At 67.5% G+C, this 17,424-nt stretch carries 17 protein-coding genes; 2 read left to right on the plus strand and 15 right to left on the minus strand.

The genetic code is table 11. The features are described 5' to 3' along the window. Positions 1–6 precede the first annotated feature (6 nt). Positions 7–843, plus strand: a complete 837-nt coding sequence (locus AC1DRE_RS05560; RefSeq protein ID WP_476983692.1) for an alpha/beta fold hydrolase — start codon at positions 7–9, stop codon at positions 841–843. A gap of 231 nt (positions 844–1,074) precedes the next feature. Here the strand turns inward: AC1DRE_RS05560 and AC1DRE_RS05565 are convergent, their stop codons facing one another. The 15 genes from AC1DRE_RS05565 to dacB form a co-directional block, all read right to left on the minus strand. Continuing rightward, positions 1,075–2,559 carry a DHA2 family efflux MFS transporter permease subunit gene (locus AC1DRE_RS05565; protein ID WP_476983693.1) on the minus strand — a complete coding sequence of 495 codons (1,485 nt, stop codon included), beginning with the start codon at positions 2,557–2,559 and terminating at the stop codon, positions 1,075–1,077. A gap of 128 nt (positions 2,560–2,687) precedes the next feature. Then, positions 2,688–3,617 carry a 4-phosphopantoate--beta-alanine ligase gene (locus tag AC1DRE_RS05570; protein WP_476983694.1) on the minus strand — a complete coding sequence of 310 codons (930 nt, stop codon included), beginning with the start codon at positions 3,615–3,617 and terminating at the stop codon, positions 2,688–2,690. 1 nt (position 3,618) lies between these two features. Then, positions 3,619–4,539, minus strand: a complete 921-nt coding sequence (locus AC1DRE_RS05575; protein ID WP_476983695.1) for a Rossmann-like and DUF2520 domain-containing protein — start codon at positions 4,537–4,539, stop codon at positions 3,619–3,621. Further along, positions 4,532–6,151 carry a PH domain-containing protein gene (locus tag AC1DRE_RS05580; protein WP_476983696.1) on the minus strand — a complete coding sequence of 540 codons (1,620 nt, stop codon included), beginning with the start codon at positions 6,149–6,151 and terminating at the stop codon, positions 4,532–4,534. The genes AC1DRE_RS05575 and AC1DRE_RS05580 overlap by 8 nt, the downstream gene beginning before the upstream one ends. A 14-nt stretch (positions 6,152–6,165) precedes the next feature. Then, complete coding sequence (locus tag AC1DRE_RS05585; protein WP_476983697.1) at positions 6,166–6,678, minus strand: PH domain-containing protein; 513 nt, start codon at positions 6,676–6,678, stop codon at positions 6,166–6,168. Next, positions 6,659–7,186, minus strand: coding sequence for a DUF3180 domain-containing protein (locus AC1DRE_RS05590; protein WP_104175610.1), 528 nt, complete (start codon positions 7,184–7,186; stop codon positions 6,659–6,661). The genes AC1DRE_RS05585 and AC1DRE_RS05590 overlap by 20 nt, the downstream gene beginning before the upstream one ends. Positions 7,187–7,189: 3 nt before the next feature. Further along, entirely contained in the window at positions 7,190–7,744 is a 555-nt protein-coding gene (gene folK / locus AC1DRE_RS05595; RefSeq protein WP_476983698.1) for a 2-amino-4-hydroxy-6-hydroxymethyldihydropteridine diphosphokinase, read from the minus strand. Further along, positions 7,741–8,100: a dihydroneopterin aldolase gene (gene folB, locus AC1DRE_RS05600; protein WP_476983699.1), complete on the minus strand. Its 360-nt coding sequence runs from the start codon at positions 8,098–8,100 to the stop codon at positions 7,741–7,743. The genes folK and folB overlap by 4 nt, the downstream gene beginning before the upstream one ends. A gap of 13 nt (positions 8,101–8,113) precedes the next feature. Beyond that, complete coding sequence (folP, locus tag AC1DRE_RS05605) at positions 8,114–9,049, minus strand: dihydropteroate synthase (RefSeq protein ID WP_476983700.1); 936 nt, start codon at positions 9,047–9,049, stop codon at positions 8,114–8,116. 11 nt (positions 9,050–9,060) lie between these two features. Further along, positions 9,061–9,714 carry a GTP cyclohydrolase I FolE gene (folE, locus tag AC1DRE_RS05610; protein ID WP_476983701.1) on the minus strand — a complete coding sequence of 218 codons (654 nt, stop codon included), beginning with the start codon at positions 9,712–9,714 and terminating at the stop codon, positions 9,061–9,063. Positions 9,715–9,723: 9 nt separating this feature from the next. After that, a complete protein-coding gene (ftsH, locus tag AC1DRE_RS05615) occupies positions 9,724–11,793 on the minus strand; it encodes an ATP-dependent zinc metalloprotease FtsH (RefSeq protein WP_476983702.1) in 2,070 nt (689 codons plus the stop codon). Positions 11,794–11,998: 205 nt separating this feature from the next. Further along, positions 11,999–12,550 (minus strand): hypoxanthine phosphoribosyltransferase, encoded by a 552-nt coding sequence (gene hpt / locus AC1DRE_RS05620; RefSeq protein ID WP_011690021.1) that lies wholly within the window; start codon positions 12,548–12,550, stop codon positions 11,999–12,001. Positions 12,551–12,579: 29 nt separating this feature from the next. Next, on the minus strand, positions 12,580–13,641 hold the full coding sequence (tilS, locus tag AC1DRE_RS05625; RefSeq protein ID WP_476983886.1) for a tRNA lysidine(34) synthetase TilS: 1,062 nt from the start codon (positions 13,639–13,641) through the stop codon (positions 12,580–12,582). Between the two features lie 69 nt (positions 13,642–13,710). Beyond that, entirely contained in the window at positions 13,711–14,826 is a 1,116-nt protein-coding gene (locus tag AC1DRE_RS05630) for a zinc-dependent metalloprotease (RefSeq protein WP_476983887.1), read from the minus strand. Between the two features lie 228 nt (positions 14,827–15,054). Next, a complete protein-coding gene (gene dacB, locus AC1DRE_RS05635; protein ID WP_476983703.1) occupies positions 15,055–16,644 on the minus strand; it encodes a D-alanyl-D-alanine carboxypeptidase/D-alanyl-D-alanine endopeptidase in 1,590 nt (529 codons plus the stop codon). A gap of 150 nt (positions 16,645–16,794) precedes the next feature. On the opposite strand from dacB, the gene AC1DRE_RS05640 reads away from it, so the two are divergent. Next, positions 16,795–17,283, plus strand: coding sequence for an inorganic diphosphatase (locus AC1DRE_RS05640; RefSeq protein ID WP_028270315.1), 489 nt, complete (start codon positions 16,795–16,797; stop codon positions 17,281–17,283). Positions 17,284–17,424 lie beyond the last annotated feature (141 nt).

Here is a 17,424-nt window from a genome sequence, read left to right on the forward strand (position 1 = left end):
CGGAACATGACGCGCGAGAACATCAAGACACCCGACGGCGGAACGCTGGAGCTCTACACCACGGGAGCCGAGCTGGCCTCGGCAGGCTCGGGCGTCGTCGTCGTGCAGGCCTCCATGGTCACCGCCGCCGACTACACGCGCTTTGCCCAGAAGCTGAGTGCCTCGCTGGGCCGGCCGGTGCACACGTTCAACCGGCGCGGACGCGGCGAATCCTCGGCGCAGCCTGACGACTACACGCTGGATGTGGACATCCGCGACCTGGATACCGTGATGAAGCACACGGCCAGCACGGACGTCTTCGGCCACAGCTTCGGCGGCGCCGTGGCGCTCCACGCGGCCCGCACCCTGCCGGTGGAACGGCTGGCGGTCTACGATCCCGCCGTGTCCGTGAACCACAGCGTCAAGGCGGACTGGATCTCCGAATACGAACGCGCGACGGCGGCCGGCGACGACGACCGCGCCCTTGCCGTGCTGGTCAGAGGGCTCGAGACGGGCGGGGCCTTGTCCTCGCGGATGCCGCTGTCGATGCTCACCCTCGCCAACAAGCTCATCGCCGGGACACCCATCGGCAAGCAGCAACGCGACCTGATGAAGACCGGCGTCCGGGAGATCAAGGCGATCATCGCCGCGGACATGCCGGCCGAGCCGTTCCTGGCACTGCCGCTCGAGACCCTCATCATTGTCGGCGAAAAGAGCCCGGCCTACTTCGGCATCGCGTGCGGCCAGATCCACGACGTGCTGTCCGGTTCCAGCTACACCATCCTGCCCGGTTCGGGCCACGACGGCGTCAACCGGGCGCCGGACAAGCTGATCAGCGAACTCAGCGATTTCTTCGCCGGCTGACCCCCGGTTGGGCGCGGGTGGGCACGGTTGGCCACGACCAGCCCCGCCCAGCCCCACCCAAGCGCGAACGGACACTTGAGCACCATCCCCCAAGCGCGAACGGACACTTGAGCACCGTCCCCCAAGCGCGAACGGACAGATAACGCCCTCAAAAGGTGGATTTGAGGGCCTTACCTGCTCGTTCGCGCTTAGTAGTTGGGACTCAAGTGTCCGTTCGCGCTTATTGGGTTGTTAGTGGGCGGCCGGCGCCGGGTGCTCCGCCCCGGCCGTCTTGCGCATCATGGCGGACAGCACGACGGCGGCGACGGCTATGACGGCTGCCGTCAGGAAAGCCGCGTGCATGCCGGCAACGATGCCCGATCCTGCAGCCACCACGGCGTAGATCGACACCAGCAGCGCCGTTCCGGCGGCACCGGCCACCTGCTGCAGCGTGCTCATAATCGCCGATCCGTGCGAGTACAGGTGCGGCGGAAGCGGGTTGAGCCCGGTGGTGAAGGCCGGGGTGAACAGGAGCGCCAGGCCGAGGCTCAGCGCCACGTGCAGGGACACGATCCACCAGACGGCTGTCCCGGCGTCCAGCATGGAGAACTGCCAGAGTGAGAGCACCATCATGACGGAACCGGTGACGGTCAGCGGCAGCGGACCCACCTTGTCGAACCAGCGGCCGATGACCGGACCCAGCAGACCCATCGCCAGGCCGCCCGGGAGGAGCGCCAGGCCGGTTTCGAGGGACTTCAGGCCGCGGATTTCCTGCAGGTAGAGCGGCAGCAGGATGACGGCGCCGAACAGGGCGATCATGGCCACCACCATCAGGAGCACGGACACCGTGAACATGCGGAAGTTGAACGCCCGCAGGTCCAGCAGCGGCATTTCCTTTTTCTGCAGTTTCAGTTGGCGGAACACGAAGGCCAGCATGGCCACCACCCCCACGGCCAGCGCCGCGATGGCGGTGGCGCCGGGTCCGCTCTGGCCGCCATGGCCGCCGCCGATCTGGCTGAGGCCATAGACAACTCCGCCAAATGCCGGAACGGTCAGCAGCACAGACAGGAAGTCCAGTCTGGTCTTCTCGGACTCGCCGACATTGGTGAGGAAGCGGGCTCCGATGGCGAAGGCCGCGAGGGCAACCGGCAGGACAAACACGAACATGAACCGCCAGGTGAAGTGCTCGAGGATCAGCCCGGAGACAGTGGGACCCATGGCCGGCGCCACGGATATGGCAATGCTCACGTTGCCCATGACGGCGCCGCGCCGTTCGATCGGGACCAGGGTGAGGATCGTGGTCATCAGGAGCGGAAGCATGATGGCTGTACCGCCGGCCTGGACAATGCGGGCCAGCAGCAGCACTTCGAATCCGGGAGCCAGCGCGGCCAGCAGTGTCCCGCCGGAGAACAGGCCCATGGCCAGCATGAACACGGCCCGGGTGGACAGGGTCTGCAGGATGAACCCCGTGGTGGGGATGACGACGGCCATGGTGAGCATAAAGCCCGTGGAGAGCCACTGCACCGTGGGTGCGTCAACCCCGAGGTCCACCATGAGCCTCTGCAGCGCCACGTTCATGATGGTTTCGTTGAGGATGACCACGAAGGTGGCAACCAGCAAGGTGACGATGATGGTGACGGACTCACGGGACATCTTCACCGGGCCCGCGGCCTGCGCTGCCGCAGCGGCAGGGGTCACGGGATCGCCGTGGGCATTGGAAGAGACGTCTGTAGACATGGGGATTCCCTCAGGGAGATGCGAAGTGGTTTCCGGCGAGCGTCGTCGCTGCAGATTCCAACAGTGTAGCCCCCGGGGTAATTCCCGTCATTAGAGAAAATCGGATCAGGACCGGGAAATTCTGCGCGTCAGGAGTTCAGCGGCACGTTGTCGATCAGCCGGACCGGCCCCACCTTGGCCGCAATGATTGCCAGGCCTTCGCCACGGAACGGCGTCTCCTTGCAGTTCTCGGCCAGGGGATCCAAGGTGTCCGGGTCCACCACGTCGAAGTAGTCCAGTCCCACCAGCGGCTGGGATTCCACCATGGCCTGGGCGGACTCAAGGTCGAGCGGTTCATGGGCATTGGCCCGCTCTTCGAGGAGCCGCAGGGCCCGGGACAGCACCAGGGCGGCCTCGCGCTCCTCCCCGGAAAGGAACCTGTTCCGGCTGCTCAGGGCCAGGCCGTCCGCGGACCGCACCGTGGGAACTGCAACGATCTCCACCGGGAAATTCAGGTCGGCCACCATCCGGCGCACCAGCGTCAGCTGCTGGGCGTCCTTCTGGCCGAAGTAGGCGCGGTAGGCGGGCAGGCCCGCACCGGCGCCGGTCACGAAGGCGCCGCCGCCTGACAGCCCGGCACCCGGAAACCCGTAATGCAGAAGCTTGGCCACCACGGTCAGGGCTCCGTCGAAGTGGCCGGGGCGGGAGGCGCCTTCCCATTTCTCGGCCAGGCGGCCCGCCGTGACACGGACCAGGGGTTCGCCGCCCGGATAGACCTCCTCTACCGACGGCGCGAACACCAGGTCCACGCCCTCGGCGTGGAGGAGTTCCATGTCCGCCTCGAGGGTCCGCGGGTACCGGTCCAGGTCCACAGCCTCGCCGAACTGCAGCGGATTGACGAAGATACTGGCCACCACTATGTCATTTTCTTCGACGGCGGTGCGCGCCAGGCTGGCGTGGCCTTCGTGCAGGGCGCCCATGGTGGGAACGAGGCCTTGCGACGAACCCTGTTTTTCCGTCAGCAGCCGTGCGCTTTCGGCCCGCAGCTGCGCCGCGGTGGTCACGAGTTTGATCGTCAAGTCAGTTTCCTCCAGGGGCCTGCGGCCCGTCGTTGTCCGTGCCGTCCAGGGCCGCGCGGATCGCGTCCAGCTGATCCGGCTTCAACAGCCCCCGGTTTCCGGCGCGGCGCGCAGTGGCCCGCGCCATGGCCAGGTAGGCCTCCAGAATATCGCCGCCGGCACCGGCGTCGTGTTCCCGCAATGCCTCGGCGTGCGCGGCAACCGTGCCAACATCGCCGCGGGCCACGGGCCCGGTCAGGGCGGTCTCACCGGAGGCAAGCGCGTTCTCCAGCGTGGCCCGGAGGAGCGGCCCCAGCATACGCTCCGGGGCTTCGACGCCCACTTCGCGGAGCAGCTGCGAGGCCTGGGCGACGAGGGTGACCAAATGGTTCGAGCTGTGGGCCAGTGCCGCGTGGTACTGGGTGCGGTCGCCTTCGGCGATGGCCACCGGTTCGGCGCCCATCTCCACCACCAGGGCCTGGGCGATCGGCAGCATGGCGGCGTCCGCCGTGACGCCGAACGTGCAGTCCAGCAGGCGCGTGAGGTCCAGGCTCATGCCGGTGAAGGTCATCGCCGGGTGCAGGGCGAGCGGGACCGCGCCTGCGGCCCGCACCGGGTGCAGGATCCCCACGCCGAAGCGGCCCGAGGTGTGGGCCACGAGCTGCCCGGGCTGCCAGGCCCCTAGCTTTGCCAGGCCCTGCACGAGTCCGCCGAGGGCGTCGTCCGGCACGGCCAGCAGCACCAGTTCGGACCGTTCCACGATGTCCTGCACGTCGAGCACCGGAACGCCGGGCAACAGGGTTTCGGCGCGTTCCCGGCTCGCGTCCGAGACCGCAGAAACGCCGACGACGGCGTGCTCGGCAGCGCGGAGCGCCGCACCGAGGACTGCTCCCACCTTGCCGGCGCCGATGATTCCGACGCCGAGGCGTCCTGGCTTAGCCATGCTGCGGGCCCTCCTGGTGGTTCTGTGGGTGATCAGGATCAACAACCGCCGCCGGGGCGACCTGCGCCAGCCATTGCTCGCTGGTCTGCCGCCTGCGGGCTTCCCTGGCGCGGGCGGCCTGCGCGTCGAACAGCGCCCGGGCTTCGTCCAGTCCGGCCTGGATGACCCGGGGTGACACCGGGCCGGCTGTGGTGTGCAGGACGAGGTCCGCCACACGGAAGCGGCGGGCCAGCGGACCCTGGTGCAGGGCCATCGACTGCGTGCGCTGATGGGGAACCACCACCAGCTCGCGCCACAGGCGGCCGGAACGGATCAGCAGTGCCGTGTCAGTGGCAGTGAAGCCGTTGCGGCGCCAGCCCAGCGGAGCCAGCAGCCGCACGCGGCGCGGACTGGTGACGAACCCGCTGTCCGGTTCCCCCGCTCCGGCTGCCTCCGCGGCGGCCGGCTGCCCTTCGGGAGCGGGCCGGTCGGCCGGAGCAATGCCGGTCAGGCCGGCCGCAAAGACGCGAGCCGGGTCCGGCGTTCCCGGATCCGGGAGCACCAGCGACAGCATCCTCATCACATCGGCCAGGACGCCCACCGGAAGAAGCGTGGTGCGTGAGGCGCCCTCGCCGTTGCTGCCAGGACCGCCGTAGCCGGCCACGTTCACCTGCATCCGGTACCAGCCGAAGATCCGCCACAGCGGCGGCTGCGTCACCTTCAGGGCCTGGATCCGGCCGGGCGGCAGGGTCTGCGCCTGCGTGTCCAGCAGCCCGTAGCGGAGCCGGATGCCGTCCGGCGAGATGGCGGCGGTGAAGTTGTAACCCTTGTTGAACGATCCCCAGTAGGCGGCGGCCAGGCCAAGGGCAGCGGGGATCAGGTAGAAGTAGAACCCGCGGTTGTCCGTGACGGTTGACAGCACCACGGACGCCACCGCGCCGACCAGCACGAAGAAACTCTGCTCGCTCAGCAGCAACGAGCCGATAAGGCGCGACGGCGGGACGGACAGGACGGGAAATTCCGGAGCCTCGGGCAGGGCTTCTTCGGGACGCTCCGGGTCGGGTTCCAGCCCGGCCGCCCGGGCCAGGATGGTGGCCCGCAGCTGGCGGGCGTCGTCGATCCGGAGGTAGGCCAGGCGCACGGCTGATTCGCCGGCGTCGGCCACCTCGAACTTGAGTTCGGCAAGGCCGAAGATCCTGGCCAGCAGCGGCTGCACGATGTCGATGGCCTGAACGCGGTCAAGCCGCGCCTGGCGCTGCTGCTTGAACAGGAAGCCGGTGTTCACCCGGACATAGCCCTCGGCAACCTGGTAGCGGGTGAAGTACCACGTCAGGATGAACCCCAGCACGGACAGGACGAGGACCAGCCCGCCGCCGGCGATCAGGAACGGCACCCGCCCGGAATACATCTCGTCCATGAGGGGGCGGCCCTGCAGCATGCGTTCGAAGGTGTCGCGGCCGAAGAAGAAGCCGATGGCGGCCAGCGCCACCCAGCCCCTAATGAACGGTGACGCGGGATGTACGCGCAGCCACTCGCCGTCGGGCCTAATGGCAGCCTGCCCGGCGGGACCATCGCCGGCGGGAGCATCCCCTCCCGCGGGCCTGCCGGCCGTTCCGGCTCCGTCAGAGGTCACAGCGCGGTCAGAGGTCACAGCCCGGCCAGCCGTGCCGCGCCCCGGGCGGAAAGCTGCTCGCGGAGCCGTGCCCCCTCGTCAGACGGCAGGCCGGGAATCTCCGCGTTGGTGCCGGCCGAGGCGGTGTGCAGCTTCAGCGTGCACAGGCCGAGGCCGCGTTCCACCGGCCCGACGCCGATGTCCACGTACTGCATCCGGCCGTAGGGAACCACCAGCGTGCGCTGGAAGAAGATGCCGCTGCGGATCAGGAGGTCGTCGTCGCGCTCGGCATAGCCGATGGCCCGCACCTGCCGCGGAATAAGGAGCAGCCGCCAGACAGCCAAAAGCAGCATGAACGCGGGGACGGTGGTGGCCAGCCAGAGCGGAACCCAGTCCCACCAGCCCACCAGCCTGAACACCAGCGGCAGCGAGAGCAGCGCCACGGCGATCAGGTTCCCGATGGCCCACTCCACCAGCCGGACCGTCACGTATTTGGGCGACACCCGCAGCCAGGAAATCCCGGGGGGATCAATCGCCTCTGTAGGCATATTCGCCTTCCCCCTTGGGTTTGCGGGCGCCCCTGCCGGGCATGCCCGGGGCACCGTCGGCGTCGCCGTCTTCCGGCGGAATCCGGCAGAAGCGTTCCACGACCAGCCCCACGATGATCATGGCCAGTCCCCCGCCGGCCATGGACAGGGCCAGCCAGGTGATTCCCTGGTCGCTGCGCAGGTTCCAGAGCCGCAGCAGGTCCAGGAAGATCCCTGCGTGCCAGCCCAGCAGCACACTTCCGGTGTAGGCGCAGGCCTGGGCGAGGACGAGGGTCCATGCGGCCAGGATGGGGTTCAGCATCTTCTTTTTCTTGCCGTTCCGCCAGCGCAGCACGCGGATCCCCAGGATCAGCGTGAGGGCCACGATCACTCCCATGGTCACCAGGCCGGTCTGGGGCAGCACCGGGGTGGCCAGACCGTAGCGGGTGGTCATGACCGCCGCGAACCACCCGGCAATGGCCAGGATCAGTCCCACAACGATCAGCAGGAAGGGATTGACTGGTTTCACGGGCTACTCCACCGCTCCCGCAGTGGGCAGGCCGTCGAAGTCCCCGAAGCCGTCAAAGGGCGCCAGGTCCGGGAAATCGGCGGCCTTGGCCGCCAGCTCGGCCACCCGAACACCGTTGAGCTCGGCGGCGGGGTCGATGAGCGACCAGGGGTACAGCACGAAGGCCCGCTCCGCCGCGCGCGGATGCGGCAGGGTCAGGGTGGGATCGGAGCTCTCCACATCGGCGTAGGTGATGATGTCCACGTCCAGGGTCCGCGGTCCCCAGCGGACCTCGCGCACCCTGTGGTGCTTGTTTTCGACGGCCTGGCAATGGCGCAGCAGTTCCATCGGCGGCAGCGAGGTCTCCACTGTGATCACCATGTTCAGGAAGTCGGGCTGGCCCTCGGGGCCGCCCACGGCCTTGGTCTGGATCACCGGGGACACCGCGGTCAGCCGCACTTCCGGCCGGTCCACGAGGTCGGCGACGGCGGTGGACAGGGTGTCGTTCCGCTCCCCAAGGTTACTGCCGAGCGCCAGGACGGCACGGACATACGGGTTGTTCGAATACGGGGGGTTCATGACCGCCGCCGATGCACGCTGACGGAGACGTCGCCGAACTCAACCTCGATGGGCGCCTTGGGTTTGTGCACCGTGATGTCCACAGCGGCCAGCGGGAACTCCTGCAGGAGATCGTCGGCGATGCGCACGGCAAGGGCCTCGATCAGGTTCAGGGGATCGCCGGTGATCCAGTGCTTGATGCGTTCGGCCACCTCGCCATAATGCGCGGTGTCCAGGACGTCATCCGACGCGGCGGCCTTGGTGAAATCCAGGTGCAGCACGGCATCAACGATGAACGGCTGGCCGTTGCGGCGCTCGAAATCGAACACCCCGTGATGGCCGACGGCGGTAACACCGCTCAGCGTGATTGTGTCCATCGTGGCTGCCTGCCTAGTTGGTGGGGCTGGTGTCGCCGAGCGGTCGGGGAGACATCCGTGCGGCAACCTTGACGGCGTCAAGGCTGGGTCCGACGTCGTGCACCCGGACGGCCCATGCGCCGCGTGCGGCGCTGATGGACGTGATGGCGGCAGTCGCGTGGTCCCGTTCCTCCGGGGCCGCAGCTTTGCCTGCAACGGACAGGAGCGTGCCGAGGAAGCGCTTGCGGGACGCCCCCACCAGGATCCTGTGGCCAAGGGCCTCCAGCGGTCCCATGTTCCGCAGGAGTTCCCAGTTCTGCCCGTCGTTCTTGGAGAAGCCCAGGCCCGGGTCCAAAATAATCTGTTCCGGTGCTACCCCGGCCGCGTACAGCTTGTCCCGCACGCCCACCAGTTCGGCGGCGACTTCCTCCGCCACGTCGGCGTAGTCAGTGAGCGAGTTCATGGTCTTTGCGTCGCCGCGGCGGTGGGTCAGGACGTACGGCGCACCGGAGCGCGCCACCAGTTCGGCCATCTCGGGCTCAACCGTCAGCCCGGAGACGTCGTTGATGATGGTTGCGCCGGCCTTGAGGGCAGCGGCCGCGGTTGCAGCGTGGGTGGTGTCGATGCTGACCAGGGCGCCGGCCTTGACCATGGCCTCGACCACCGGCAGCACGCGCCGCTGTTCCTCTTCGGGGCTGACTTCCTCCGCGCCGGGGCGCGTGGATTCACCGCCGACGTCGATGATGTCCGCGCCGGCGTAGAACATCCGGAGGCCGGCCGCGATGGCGGTGTCCGGCGTCGGGTGCTTGCCGCCGTCGCTGAAGGAATCGGGGGTGACGTTCAGGATGCCCATTACCAGCGTGCGGTCCGTGGGGAGATCTTCAAACTTGGCTGCCGGCCGCGGTTTACGCAGGACTGGCAAGGGGTTTGTTGCGGGTCCGGTTCCAGGAGCTGCAGCGAGGGAGTCCATAGTCTGTTTTATTACCTTCCGAGTATGAGGCTCATGGCTTCGGCGCGGGTGGCCGGGTCATGCAGTTGACCGCGCACGGCACTGGTGACGGTCTTGGCACCGGGCTTGCGAATACCGCGCATGGACATGCACAGGTGTTCGCATTCGATGACCACGATCGCGCCGCGCGGCTTGAGGTGCGTTACGAGTGCTTCGACGATCTGGGTGGTGAGACGCTCCTGCACCTGCGGCCGCTTGGCGAACATGTCCACCAGCCTGGCCAGTTTGCTCAGCCCGGTGACCTTGCCGTCATGGGACGGGATGTAGCCAACGTGCGCCACTCCGTGGAACGGCACCAGGTGATGCTCGCAGGTGGAGTAGAACGGAATGTCCTTGACCAGGACCAGTTCCTCGTGGTCCAGGTCAAAGGTGGTGGACAGGATTTCCGCGGGGTCGTGGTGCAGGCCCGCGAAGACCTCCACGTAGGCCTTGGCCACCCTTTTGGGGGTGTCCACGAGCCCGCCGCGGTCCGGGTCCTCACCGATGGCCAACAGGATTTCCCGCACGGCCGCCTCGATCCGCCGGCGGTCAACCTTGTTGTCCGAACGCCGCGAGGAGCTGCGGGAAGAACTGCCGGTTGAGGGATCGGCGGTGGCGGAAACGTCGTCGTCGTCGAAATGATTCACAGCAGAAGCTTATCCGTGATGCGGTCCGTCGGCGCCGACGTCCGTAACACCGCCCCCGAAGCTCTCCTGACTTGCGACGCCCTGCGGGTGCGGCGGCTGCGCGTCCAGCGGTTCCTCCAGCCGGGCTTCCTTGGCCTCTTCCTGGGCTTCGCGTTCGGCCTTTTCGAGGCGGGATTCCACGGGACCTGCGGTCTGCACCGGACGGGTTTCCTTGGAGAGCCATACTTCACGGAAGTCGCGCTTGCGGATGTCCCGGAAGACGTGCGCGATCTCGGCCTGGTTCAGGGTTTCACGCTCCAGGAGCTCGAGGGCCAGCGAATCCAGGATGTCGCGGTTTTCGGTGAGGATCGCGTACGCCTCGTCATGGGCCTGGTCGATCAGGCGGCGCACTTCCTCGTCCACGATGTAGGCGATCTGGTCCGAGTAGTTGCGCTCGTGGCCGGCGTCGCGGCCCAGGAACGGCTCGCCGCCGCCCTGGCCGAGGCGGACGGCACCGACGCGTTCGCTCATGCCGAATTCCGTGACCATCTTGCGGGCCGTTCCGGTGGCCTTCTCGATGTCGTTGGAGGCGCCGGTGGACGGATCATGGAAGACGATTTCCTCGGCCACACGGCCACCCATGGCGTACGCCATCTGGTCCAGCAGTTCGTTGCGGGTGATGGAGTACTTGTCGTTTTCCGGAACCACCATGGTGTAGCCCAGGGCACGGCCGCGGGGCAGGATGGTGATCTTGGTGACCGGGGCGGAATTCCGCAGGGCGGCCGCCACCAGGGCGTGTCCGCCTTCGTGGTAGGCCGTGATCTTGCGCTCGTGTTCCTTCATGACCCGGCTGCGCTTCTGCGGGCCGGCCATCACGCGGTCGATCGCTTCATCGAGGGCGCGGTCGTCAATCAGGTTGGCGTTGGACCGCGCCGTCAGCAGCGCGGCTTCGTTGAGGACGTTCGCCAGGTCCGCACCCGTGTAGCCGGGAGTCTTCTTGGCAACGGCCTTGAGGTCTACGCCGGGAGCCATCGGCTTGCCCTTGGCGTGGACCTGCAGGATCTGGTCGCGGCCCACGAGGTCCGGGGCTTCAACGGTGATCTGGCGGTCGAAGCGGCCCGGACGCAGGAGGGCCGGGTCCAGGACGTCGGGACGGTTGGTGGCGGCGATCAGGATGACGTTGGTCTTGACGTCGAAGCCGTCCATCTCAACCAGCAGTTGGTTGAGGGTCTGCTCGCGTTCGTCGTTGCCGCCGCCGATGCCGGCACCGCGGTGACGGCCGACGGCGTCGATCTCGTCCACGAAGATGATGGCCGGTGAGCTGGCCTTGGCCTGCTCGAAGAGGTCGCGGACACGGGACGCACCCACGCCGACGAACATTTCGACGAAGTCGGAACCGGAGATGGAGAAGAAAGGCACTCCCGCTTCACCGGCGACGGCGCGGGCCAGCAGGGTCTTGCCGGTGCCGGGAGGACCGTAGAGCAGCACGCCCTTGGGGATCTTGGCGCCCACGGCCTGGAATTTGGCGGGTTCCTGGAGGAATTCCTTGATCTCCTGGAGTTCTTCCACGGCCTCGTCCGCGCCGGCGACGTCGTTGAACGTCACCTGGGGCATGTCCTTGTTGACCAGCTTTGCCTTGGACTTGCCGAACTGCATGATCTTGGATCCGCCGCCCTGCATGCGGGAGAGCAGGAACCAGAAAAGTACGCCCAGCAGGAGCACGGGGACCAGCAGGGAGAACAGCCCGGAGAACCAGTTGTTTTCGATCGGCTGGTCGGTGAAGCCGCTGGAGGGGTTGGCGTCTGTGACTGCCTTGACCACATCTGCGGCGCGGGCATTGACGAAGAAGAACTGGACGTTCTTGCCCTTGTCCTGCCCGTCGATGACCAGGTTGTCCTTGAGGATCAGGTCAACGCGGTTCTCCGCGTCGAAGATCTTGGCCTGTTCCACCTTGCCGTTGTCCGCGAGGAGCTCGAGGCCCGGTTTCGTGTCAATCCGGGTTGACCCGCCGGGAGCAAGCGTGGCAAAGGCCAGCAGGAGCATTCCGACCACAACTACGATCCAGATGCCCGGGCCCTTGAAGAAACTCTTAGCTTTCATCTGATCGGGGGCTGGCCCCGTCCCTCCTGGTAGTGCTGCACGGCGACTGGTCTGCGCGCGTGTGGTGCTGCGTCAGCTTCTAGCTATACACCGTTCGGAGTGATTCACGCACGATGCAGTGCAAAAGTTCCCTCTAGGCGTAGCGGGGCGGGGCCGCGGCCCGTTGCGGGGCCCGGCCGGGCCGGGAGGGAGCCCGGTAATGCGCCTATTCGTAGACGTGGGGTGCCAGCGTGCCCACGAAGTCCAGGTTGCGGTATTTCTCGGCGTAGTCCAGGCCGTAGCCGACGACGAATTCGTTCGGGATGTCGTAGCCGACGTATTTGACGTCGATCTGGACCTTGGCGGCCGTGGGCTTGCGGAAGGCGGTGCAGATTTCCACCGAGGCGGTGCCGCGGGATTCCAGGTTGGTCTTGAGCCAGGACAGCGTCAGGCCGGAGTCGATGATGTCCTCGACGATCAGCACGTCCTTGCCCATGAGGTCCGTGTCGAGGTCCTTGAGGATGCGCACAACGCCGGAGGACTGGGTCCCGGAACCGTAGGAGGACACTGCCATCCAGTCCATGGAAACGTGGCTGTGAAGTGCCCGTGCCAGGTCTGCCATGACCATGACTGCGCCCTTCAAAACGCCGACGATGAGGAGCTCCCGGCCCTCGTAGTCCTTGTCGATCTGTGCAGCGAGCTCGGTAATCCGCTGCTGGATCTGATCCTTGGTGTAGAGAACGTGCTTGAGGTCTGCCTGGACGTCGTTTGAATCCACCAATGGCTCCTGTGTAGATGCGGGTGCGACTATTTTTGGGGCGGCTGTTGAGGCCGGAATACCAGCTTCCCACAGCGGGCGGCTCCGCGGGGACCGCCGGTGGCTGCGTCCCGCGCAGGGTCCGGCTGATTCTGCCCTTCGCCGGCGAGGATCTGCGCCAGCGAAAGCCGGTAGGCGTTCACTCCGCCGGGAAGTTCAACGGGGCCGGCGGAACCCTGCCGGCGCAGGAGCGCCTCCGCGGCGAGCAGCCGCTGATAGCTGGGTTGCTGGCCTCCGACGGCGGCGGCCGCCTTGGCGATGACCCGGAACCGGATGGCGGGGGCCAGTTCGCCGAGCGCTGTCTCGGGCAGGCTGATTTCGGTGCCTGATTTCTCCGCCAGCTGCTCATACGTGCTGTTCGCCACGTCGTCGAGGTAGTCGGCGTCCAGCTGCAGGATGGCCGCGGTCCTGGCGAGGGATTCAGCGACGCCGGGACCGAGCTTTTCCTCCAGCATGGGCAGGACCTCCACCCGCGTGCGGGAGCGGGCGAAGGAGGGGTCGGAGTTGCTGGGGTCGTGCCACGGATCCAGCCCCTCGACGTCGCAGATCTCGAGCGTGTCGGCCCGGCGGAGGCCCAGGAACGGCCGCAGCAGGAGCCCGCGGACCGGCCGCATTCCTGCCAGCGAGCGTGTCCCGGAGCCGCGGGCGAGCCCGAGCAGCACTTGTTCCGCCTGGTCGTCCAGGGTGTGGCCGAGGAGGATCACGCCGGCCCCGGCGTGGGCGGCAGCCTGCTCCAGGGCAGCGTGCCGGGCATCCCGTGCCGCGGCTTCGGGGCCGATCCCGGTGGATGCGACGTCAACCCGCCGCACTTCCACCGGAGAGAGCCCCAGGTCCCGGAGGACGGCTGCGGTTTGGGCGGCGACGCCGGCGGAGCCGGGCTGCAGCTGGTGGTCGACGACGACGGCCCCCACCGACACAGGGTGGCCGTCCACGTGGCCGCGGCGGCCGAAGTACGACGCGATGGCCGCGAGGGCAAGGGAGTCCGGGCCGCCGCTGCAGGCGACCAGCACCCGTTCGGGATAGCCGGCGTCGGCCAGGGCGTTCTGCAGCATTTTGCGCGCTTTGCCGACGACGGGCGACAGCCGGCCGGGCCGTCGTCGTCCGGTTGCAGGCTGGGACAACTAGAGCCCCATCCGCTCGAGCCAGAGCTTGGCATCATGGATTTCCGGCTCGGTGGGGAGGTTCCCGGCGGATTCCCAGACCCGGTTGAAGCCTTCCATGCCGGCCACGTCCACCACGGCCCGGACAAACTTGGCGCCGTCGGTGTACTGGCGCATCTTGGCGTCGAGGCCCAGCAGGCTGCGGATGAATTTCTCCACGACGCCGCGGTCCTTGCCGCGCGCGTTGAAGCGCTGCCGGATGGTCTTGACCGACGGAACAATGCTGGCGTCCACCGCGTCCATGACCACGTTGGCGTGGCCTTCGAGCAGGCTCATCACGGCCGTCAGGTGCGAGAGCGAGGCCTTTTCCTCCGGGTCCTGGAGCAGGTCCAGGATGGCGCCGCGTCCCGGAGCTGTTCCGGCGGCGGTGCGGTCCTTGAGCGAACGCGCGGCGGCGGATGCCCGCTCGAGGAGGGAGTCGACGTTGCCCAGCAGGTGTTCGCTGAGGTTGTCGATTTCGTTCAGCATGTGGTGGCGCAGCCAGGGTGCGGCGGCGAACTGCACCCGGTGGGTCTGTTCGTGCAGGCAGACCCACAGCCGGAAGTCCTCGGGGGCAACGTTGAGTTCGCGTTCCACGTGGACGATGTTCGGTGCCACCAGCAGGAGGCGTCCGGCAGCGGGGGTGGTGGATTCTTCGGCGAGCGCTGAGAAGGGGTCGTACTGGCCCAGGACCTTGCTGGACAGGAAGGCGAGCACGGCGCCCAACTGGCTTCCGGTGATGGCTCCGCTGACTGCCAGCGCGCCGGGACTCATGGCCCCGCGCCGGCTTTCCAGCATCTTTTCCATGGCCGGTTTCAGCATGACGGCGAAGCTTTGGGTGTTGGCCCTGGCCCAGGAGGCGCGGTCCACCACCAGCACCGAGGAATCGCGGAGGTCGCGCGCTGCCTCGAGCCCGGTGATGTCGTGGACGTGCGGCACGGAAATGTCCGCCATGAGGCGCAGGTTCTCCACGGCCGTCCCGATTTCGGAGGACCCCAGCGAGGGGCCCGCCGGAGCCAGGCGGGCGGCTGTTGACGCTGCGAGCTCCCAGTTGATCAGTGCCTGGGCCTGTGCTGATGAATCGCCAGTTGACTCCATAGCGTCCATCAGATCACAGCACCCTGCGGTTGCGCCTTAAGTTCGCTGTCCGGCGAACCGGCGGCAGCCCGGACGCAACGCACAGGCACGGCACAGGACCGGAACAGAAGAACGCAAATGTTCCGGGCCAGAGTTGGTACCGAAGTCCACGCCACCGAGGAGAGTCCGATGATTGCGTACCGCCCGCTCGGGTGATTCCGCGAGCGCCGGCGACGCAGCGGCTCGCGGCTAGCGGCAGCCGCAGGAAGCCAGGACCGTCGCCGTGCGGTCCAGCGCCGCTTTGTTCCCCGCGGCGCCCGGCGCCAGACCGTTCCCTATAAAGGAGAACACCAGGAGGCGGCCGTCGGCGTCCACAACATAGCCGCTCAGGGCAATCACGGAGTTCAGCGTCCCGGTCTTGGCCCGCACCAGTCCCGCGCCCCCCTCTGTGGACGGGTCCGTGTACCTGCTGCCGAGCGTGCCGGTGAGTCCTGCCACCGGAAAGCCGCCGATTGCGGCCCGCAGGCTGGGCTCGGAGCCGGAGGCAATGTCCCGGACAATTTCGGACAGCTGCCCGGCCGAGACCTGGTTGCCCAGGGACAGGCCCGAGACGTCCGCCAAGCGGAGGCCGTCCGTGGGGATTCCCAGGTCCTTGACCTGCTGGTACACGGTGGCGGTGGCGCCGTCGTTACTGCCGGGCTGTCCCGCGGCGACGGCGGCCATCCGGCCCAGGACTTCGGCCAGATAGTTGTCCGAGGTCTGCAGCATCAGGTCCACCTGCTGGCGCAGTGTGGCGGACTGGACTTCGGCCAGCACCTGGCCCGGGCTGGTTACCCCGGCACGGCCGCCTGCTGCTGCGCCGCCGTCGGCAGCATCACCGTCAGCAGCACCGCCGTCGGCCGCTTCTGCCGCATCCGGTGCCGCGGCATCCGGTTCCGCGGCATCCGGCGCCTTGCCGCGCACGACGCCGGGAGTGACGGTCAGTCCGGCGGCAGCGGCGGCCGCTGTGAGCTGCGCGGAGAACGCCTCGGCGGCGGTCATCGCGGCGTCCTGCGGGCGCGGCCCGGTGGTGACGGCGGGATCGTACCGGGCCGAATTGAGGGCCAGCGGGAACAGCGGGGCCGTCTCGCCGGCAGCCACGTCTTCCGGGCTCCAGGTCGGGTTGAGGGCCGGTCCGGTGAACAGGGAGTCGTCCAGCCGCACCTGCACCGGACCCTTGATGCCTTTGTCCTGCAGGGACTTAACCGTGAGCCGGGCAAGGGTTGCGAGCCCGGCGTGGCCCATCACATCGTCCTGGGATGACTCCCCCGCGCCGAGCAGCACGTCGCCGCCGCCGGTCAGGACCACTGATCCGGTTTCGGCGCCGGCTACCACCCTGGTACTGAAGCGATGGTCGGGTCCGAGGGCGCGGACAGCGGCGGCGGCGGTCAGGAGCTTCATGTTGGAGGCAGGGACCCTGCTCTCGGCCCCGCCACGGTCAAAGAGCACCTGGCCGGTGGCGGCGTCCTGCACCACGCCGGTGAACGTTCCGCCGCCGTCGGTTTTCAACGTGGCATTGAGCTGGGCGGCGAGGGTGTCCGGCCAAGGGACCGGCGCCGAGTCTTTGAGGGGCGAGATGCCCTGGGGAAGGGAGAGGTCGCGCGGGACCTGCTGCCAGGCGGGAACAGCGGACTCCGTGGTTTCCGGTTCCGTGCCCCGGCCGGTGAAGGCGGGCACGACGAGCATGGCTGCCGGAACGGCGAGCGCGACGATCAGGACGGTCAGAAGTGCCAGGGGCAGGTGCCGCCTGATGATGGCGAGCCAGGGATGGCTGGCCGCGCGGCTCATCATGCGTTTCATGCTGCTGTTGGTCCTTTAGTCCTGAAATGTCCCCACTAGTTCATGAAACCTGGGCCTATCGCTATATCCTCAATAGTAGTCGGCGGCACCGACACTCCTTCAGTTGATGGTCCTGTGTGCCGCGAACACCCTGAAGTCGAGGAGCATTCCATGAAGCATGACGTGACAATCGAGATCCCCAAGGGGTCGCGCGTCAAGTACGAAGTCGACCACGAGACCGGCCGCGTCCGCCTGGACCGCGTCCTGTTCACCTCCATGCAGTACCCCACCCACTACGGTTTCTTCGAGAACACCCTCGGCGAAGACGGCGACCCGCTGGACGCACTGGTGCTCCTGCAGGACTTCGATCTGCACCCGGGCGTCATCGTTGAAGCGCGTCCCATCGGCGTATTCAACATGACGGACGACGGCGGCGGGGACGCCAAGGTCCTCTGCGTGCCCACCGACGCCCGCTTCGACCACATCAAAGAGGTCAGCGACGTCAGCGAATACCTGATCAAGGAAATCGAGCACTTCTTCACCCGCTACAAGGACCTGGAGCCGGGCAAGTGGGTCAAGGCCGAAGGCTGGGGCGACCGCGCCGCTGCCGAAGCCGAGCTGGAGGCATCCATCAAGCGCTACGTTCCGGCAGCGCACTAGTCCCCACCGCCTCGCCAAGCGCGAACGGACACTTGAGGCCCTGTAATCTGCGCTTGCGGATTGCGGGGCCTCAAGTGTCCGTTCGCGCTATGGACGCACTCACGGGAACCCGGCACCCGCCGTCGTCGTTTCCAGGGGTGT

Source organism: Arthrobacter sp. P4_H3 (assembly GCF_056400885.1).

Coding starts and splice junctions, on each gene's coding strand:
- dacB (WP_476983703.1), bottom strand. CDS start 16,644: ATGAAACGCATGATGAGCCGCGCGGCCAGCCATCCCTGGCTCGCCATC.
- AC1DRE_RS05640 (WP_028270315.1), top strand. CDS start 16,795: ATGAAGCATGACGTGACAATCGAGATCCCCAAGGGGTCGCGCGTCAAG.
- folB (WP_476983699.1), bottom strand. CDS start 8,100: ATGGACACAATCACGCTGAGCGGTGTTACCGCCGTCGGCCATCACGGG.
- AC1DRE_RS05560 (WP_476983692.1), top strand. CDS start 7: ATGACGCGCGAGAACATCAAGACACCCGACGGCGGAACGCTGGAGCTC.
- folK (WP_476983698.1), bottom strand. CDS start 7,744: ATGAACCCCCCGTATTCGAACAACCCGTATGTCCGTGCCGTCCTGGCG.
- folP (WP_476983700.1), bottom strand. CDS start 9,049: ATGGACTCCCTCGCTGCAGCTCCTGGAACCGGACCCGCAACAAACCCC.
- AC1DRE_RS05630 (WP_476983887.1), bottom strand. CDS start 14,826: ATGGAGTCAACTGGCGATTCATCAGCACAGGCCCAGGCACTGATCAAC.
- AC1DRE_RS05585 (WP_476983697.1), bottom strand. CDS start 6,678: ATGCCTACAGAGGCGATTGATCCCCCCGGGATTTCCTGGCTGCGGGTG.
- AC1DRE_RS05575 (WP_476983695.1), bottom strand. CDS start 4,539: ATGGCTAAGCCAGGACGCCTCGGCGTCGGAATCATCGGCGCCGGCAAG.
- tilS (WP_476983886.1), bottom strand. CDS start 13,641: ATGCTGCAGAACGCCCTGGCCGACGCCGGCTATCCCGAACGGGTGCTG.
- ftsH (WP_476983702.1), bottom strand. CDS start 11,793: ATGAAAGCTAAGAGTTTCTTCAAGGGCCCGGGCATCTGGATCGTAGTT.
- AC1DRE_RS05565 (WP_476983693.1), bottom strand. CDS start 2,559: ATGTCTACAGACGTCTCTTCCAATGCCCACGGCGATCCCGTGACCCCT.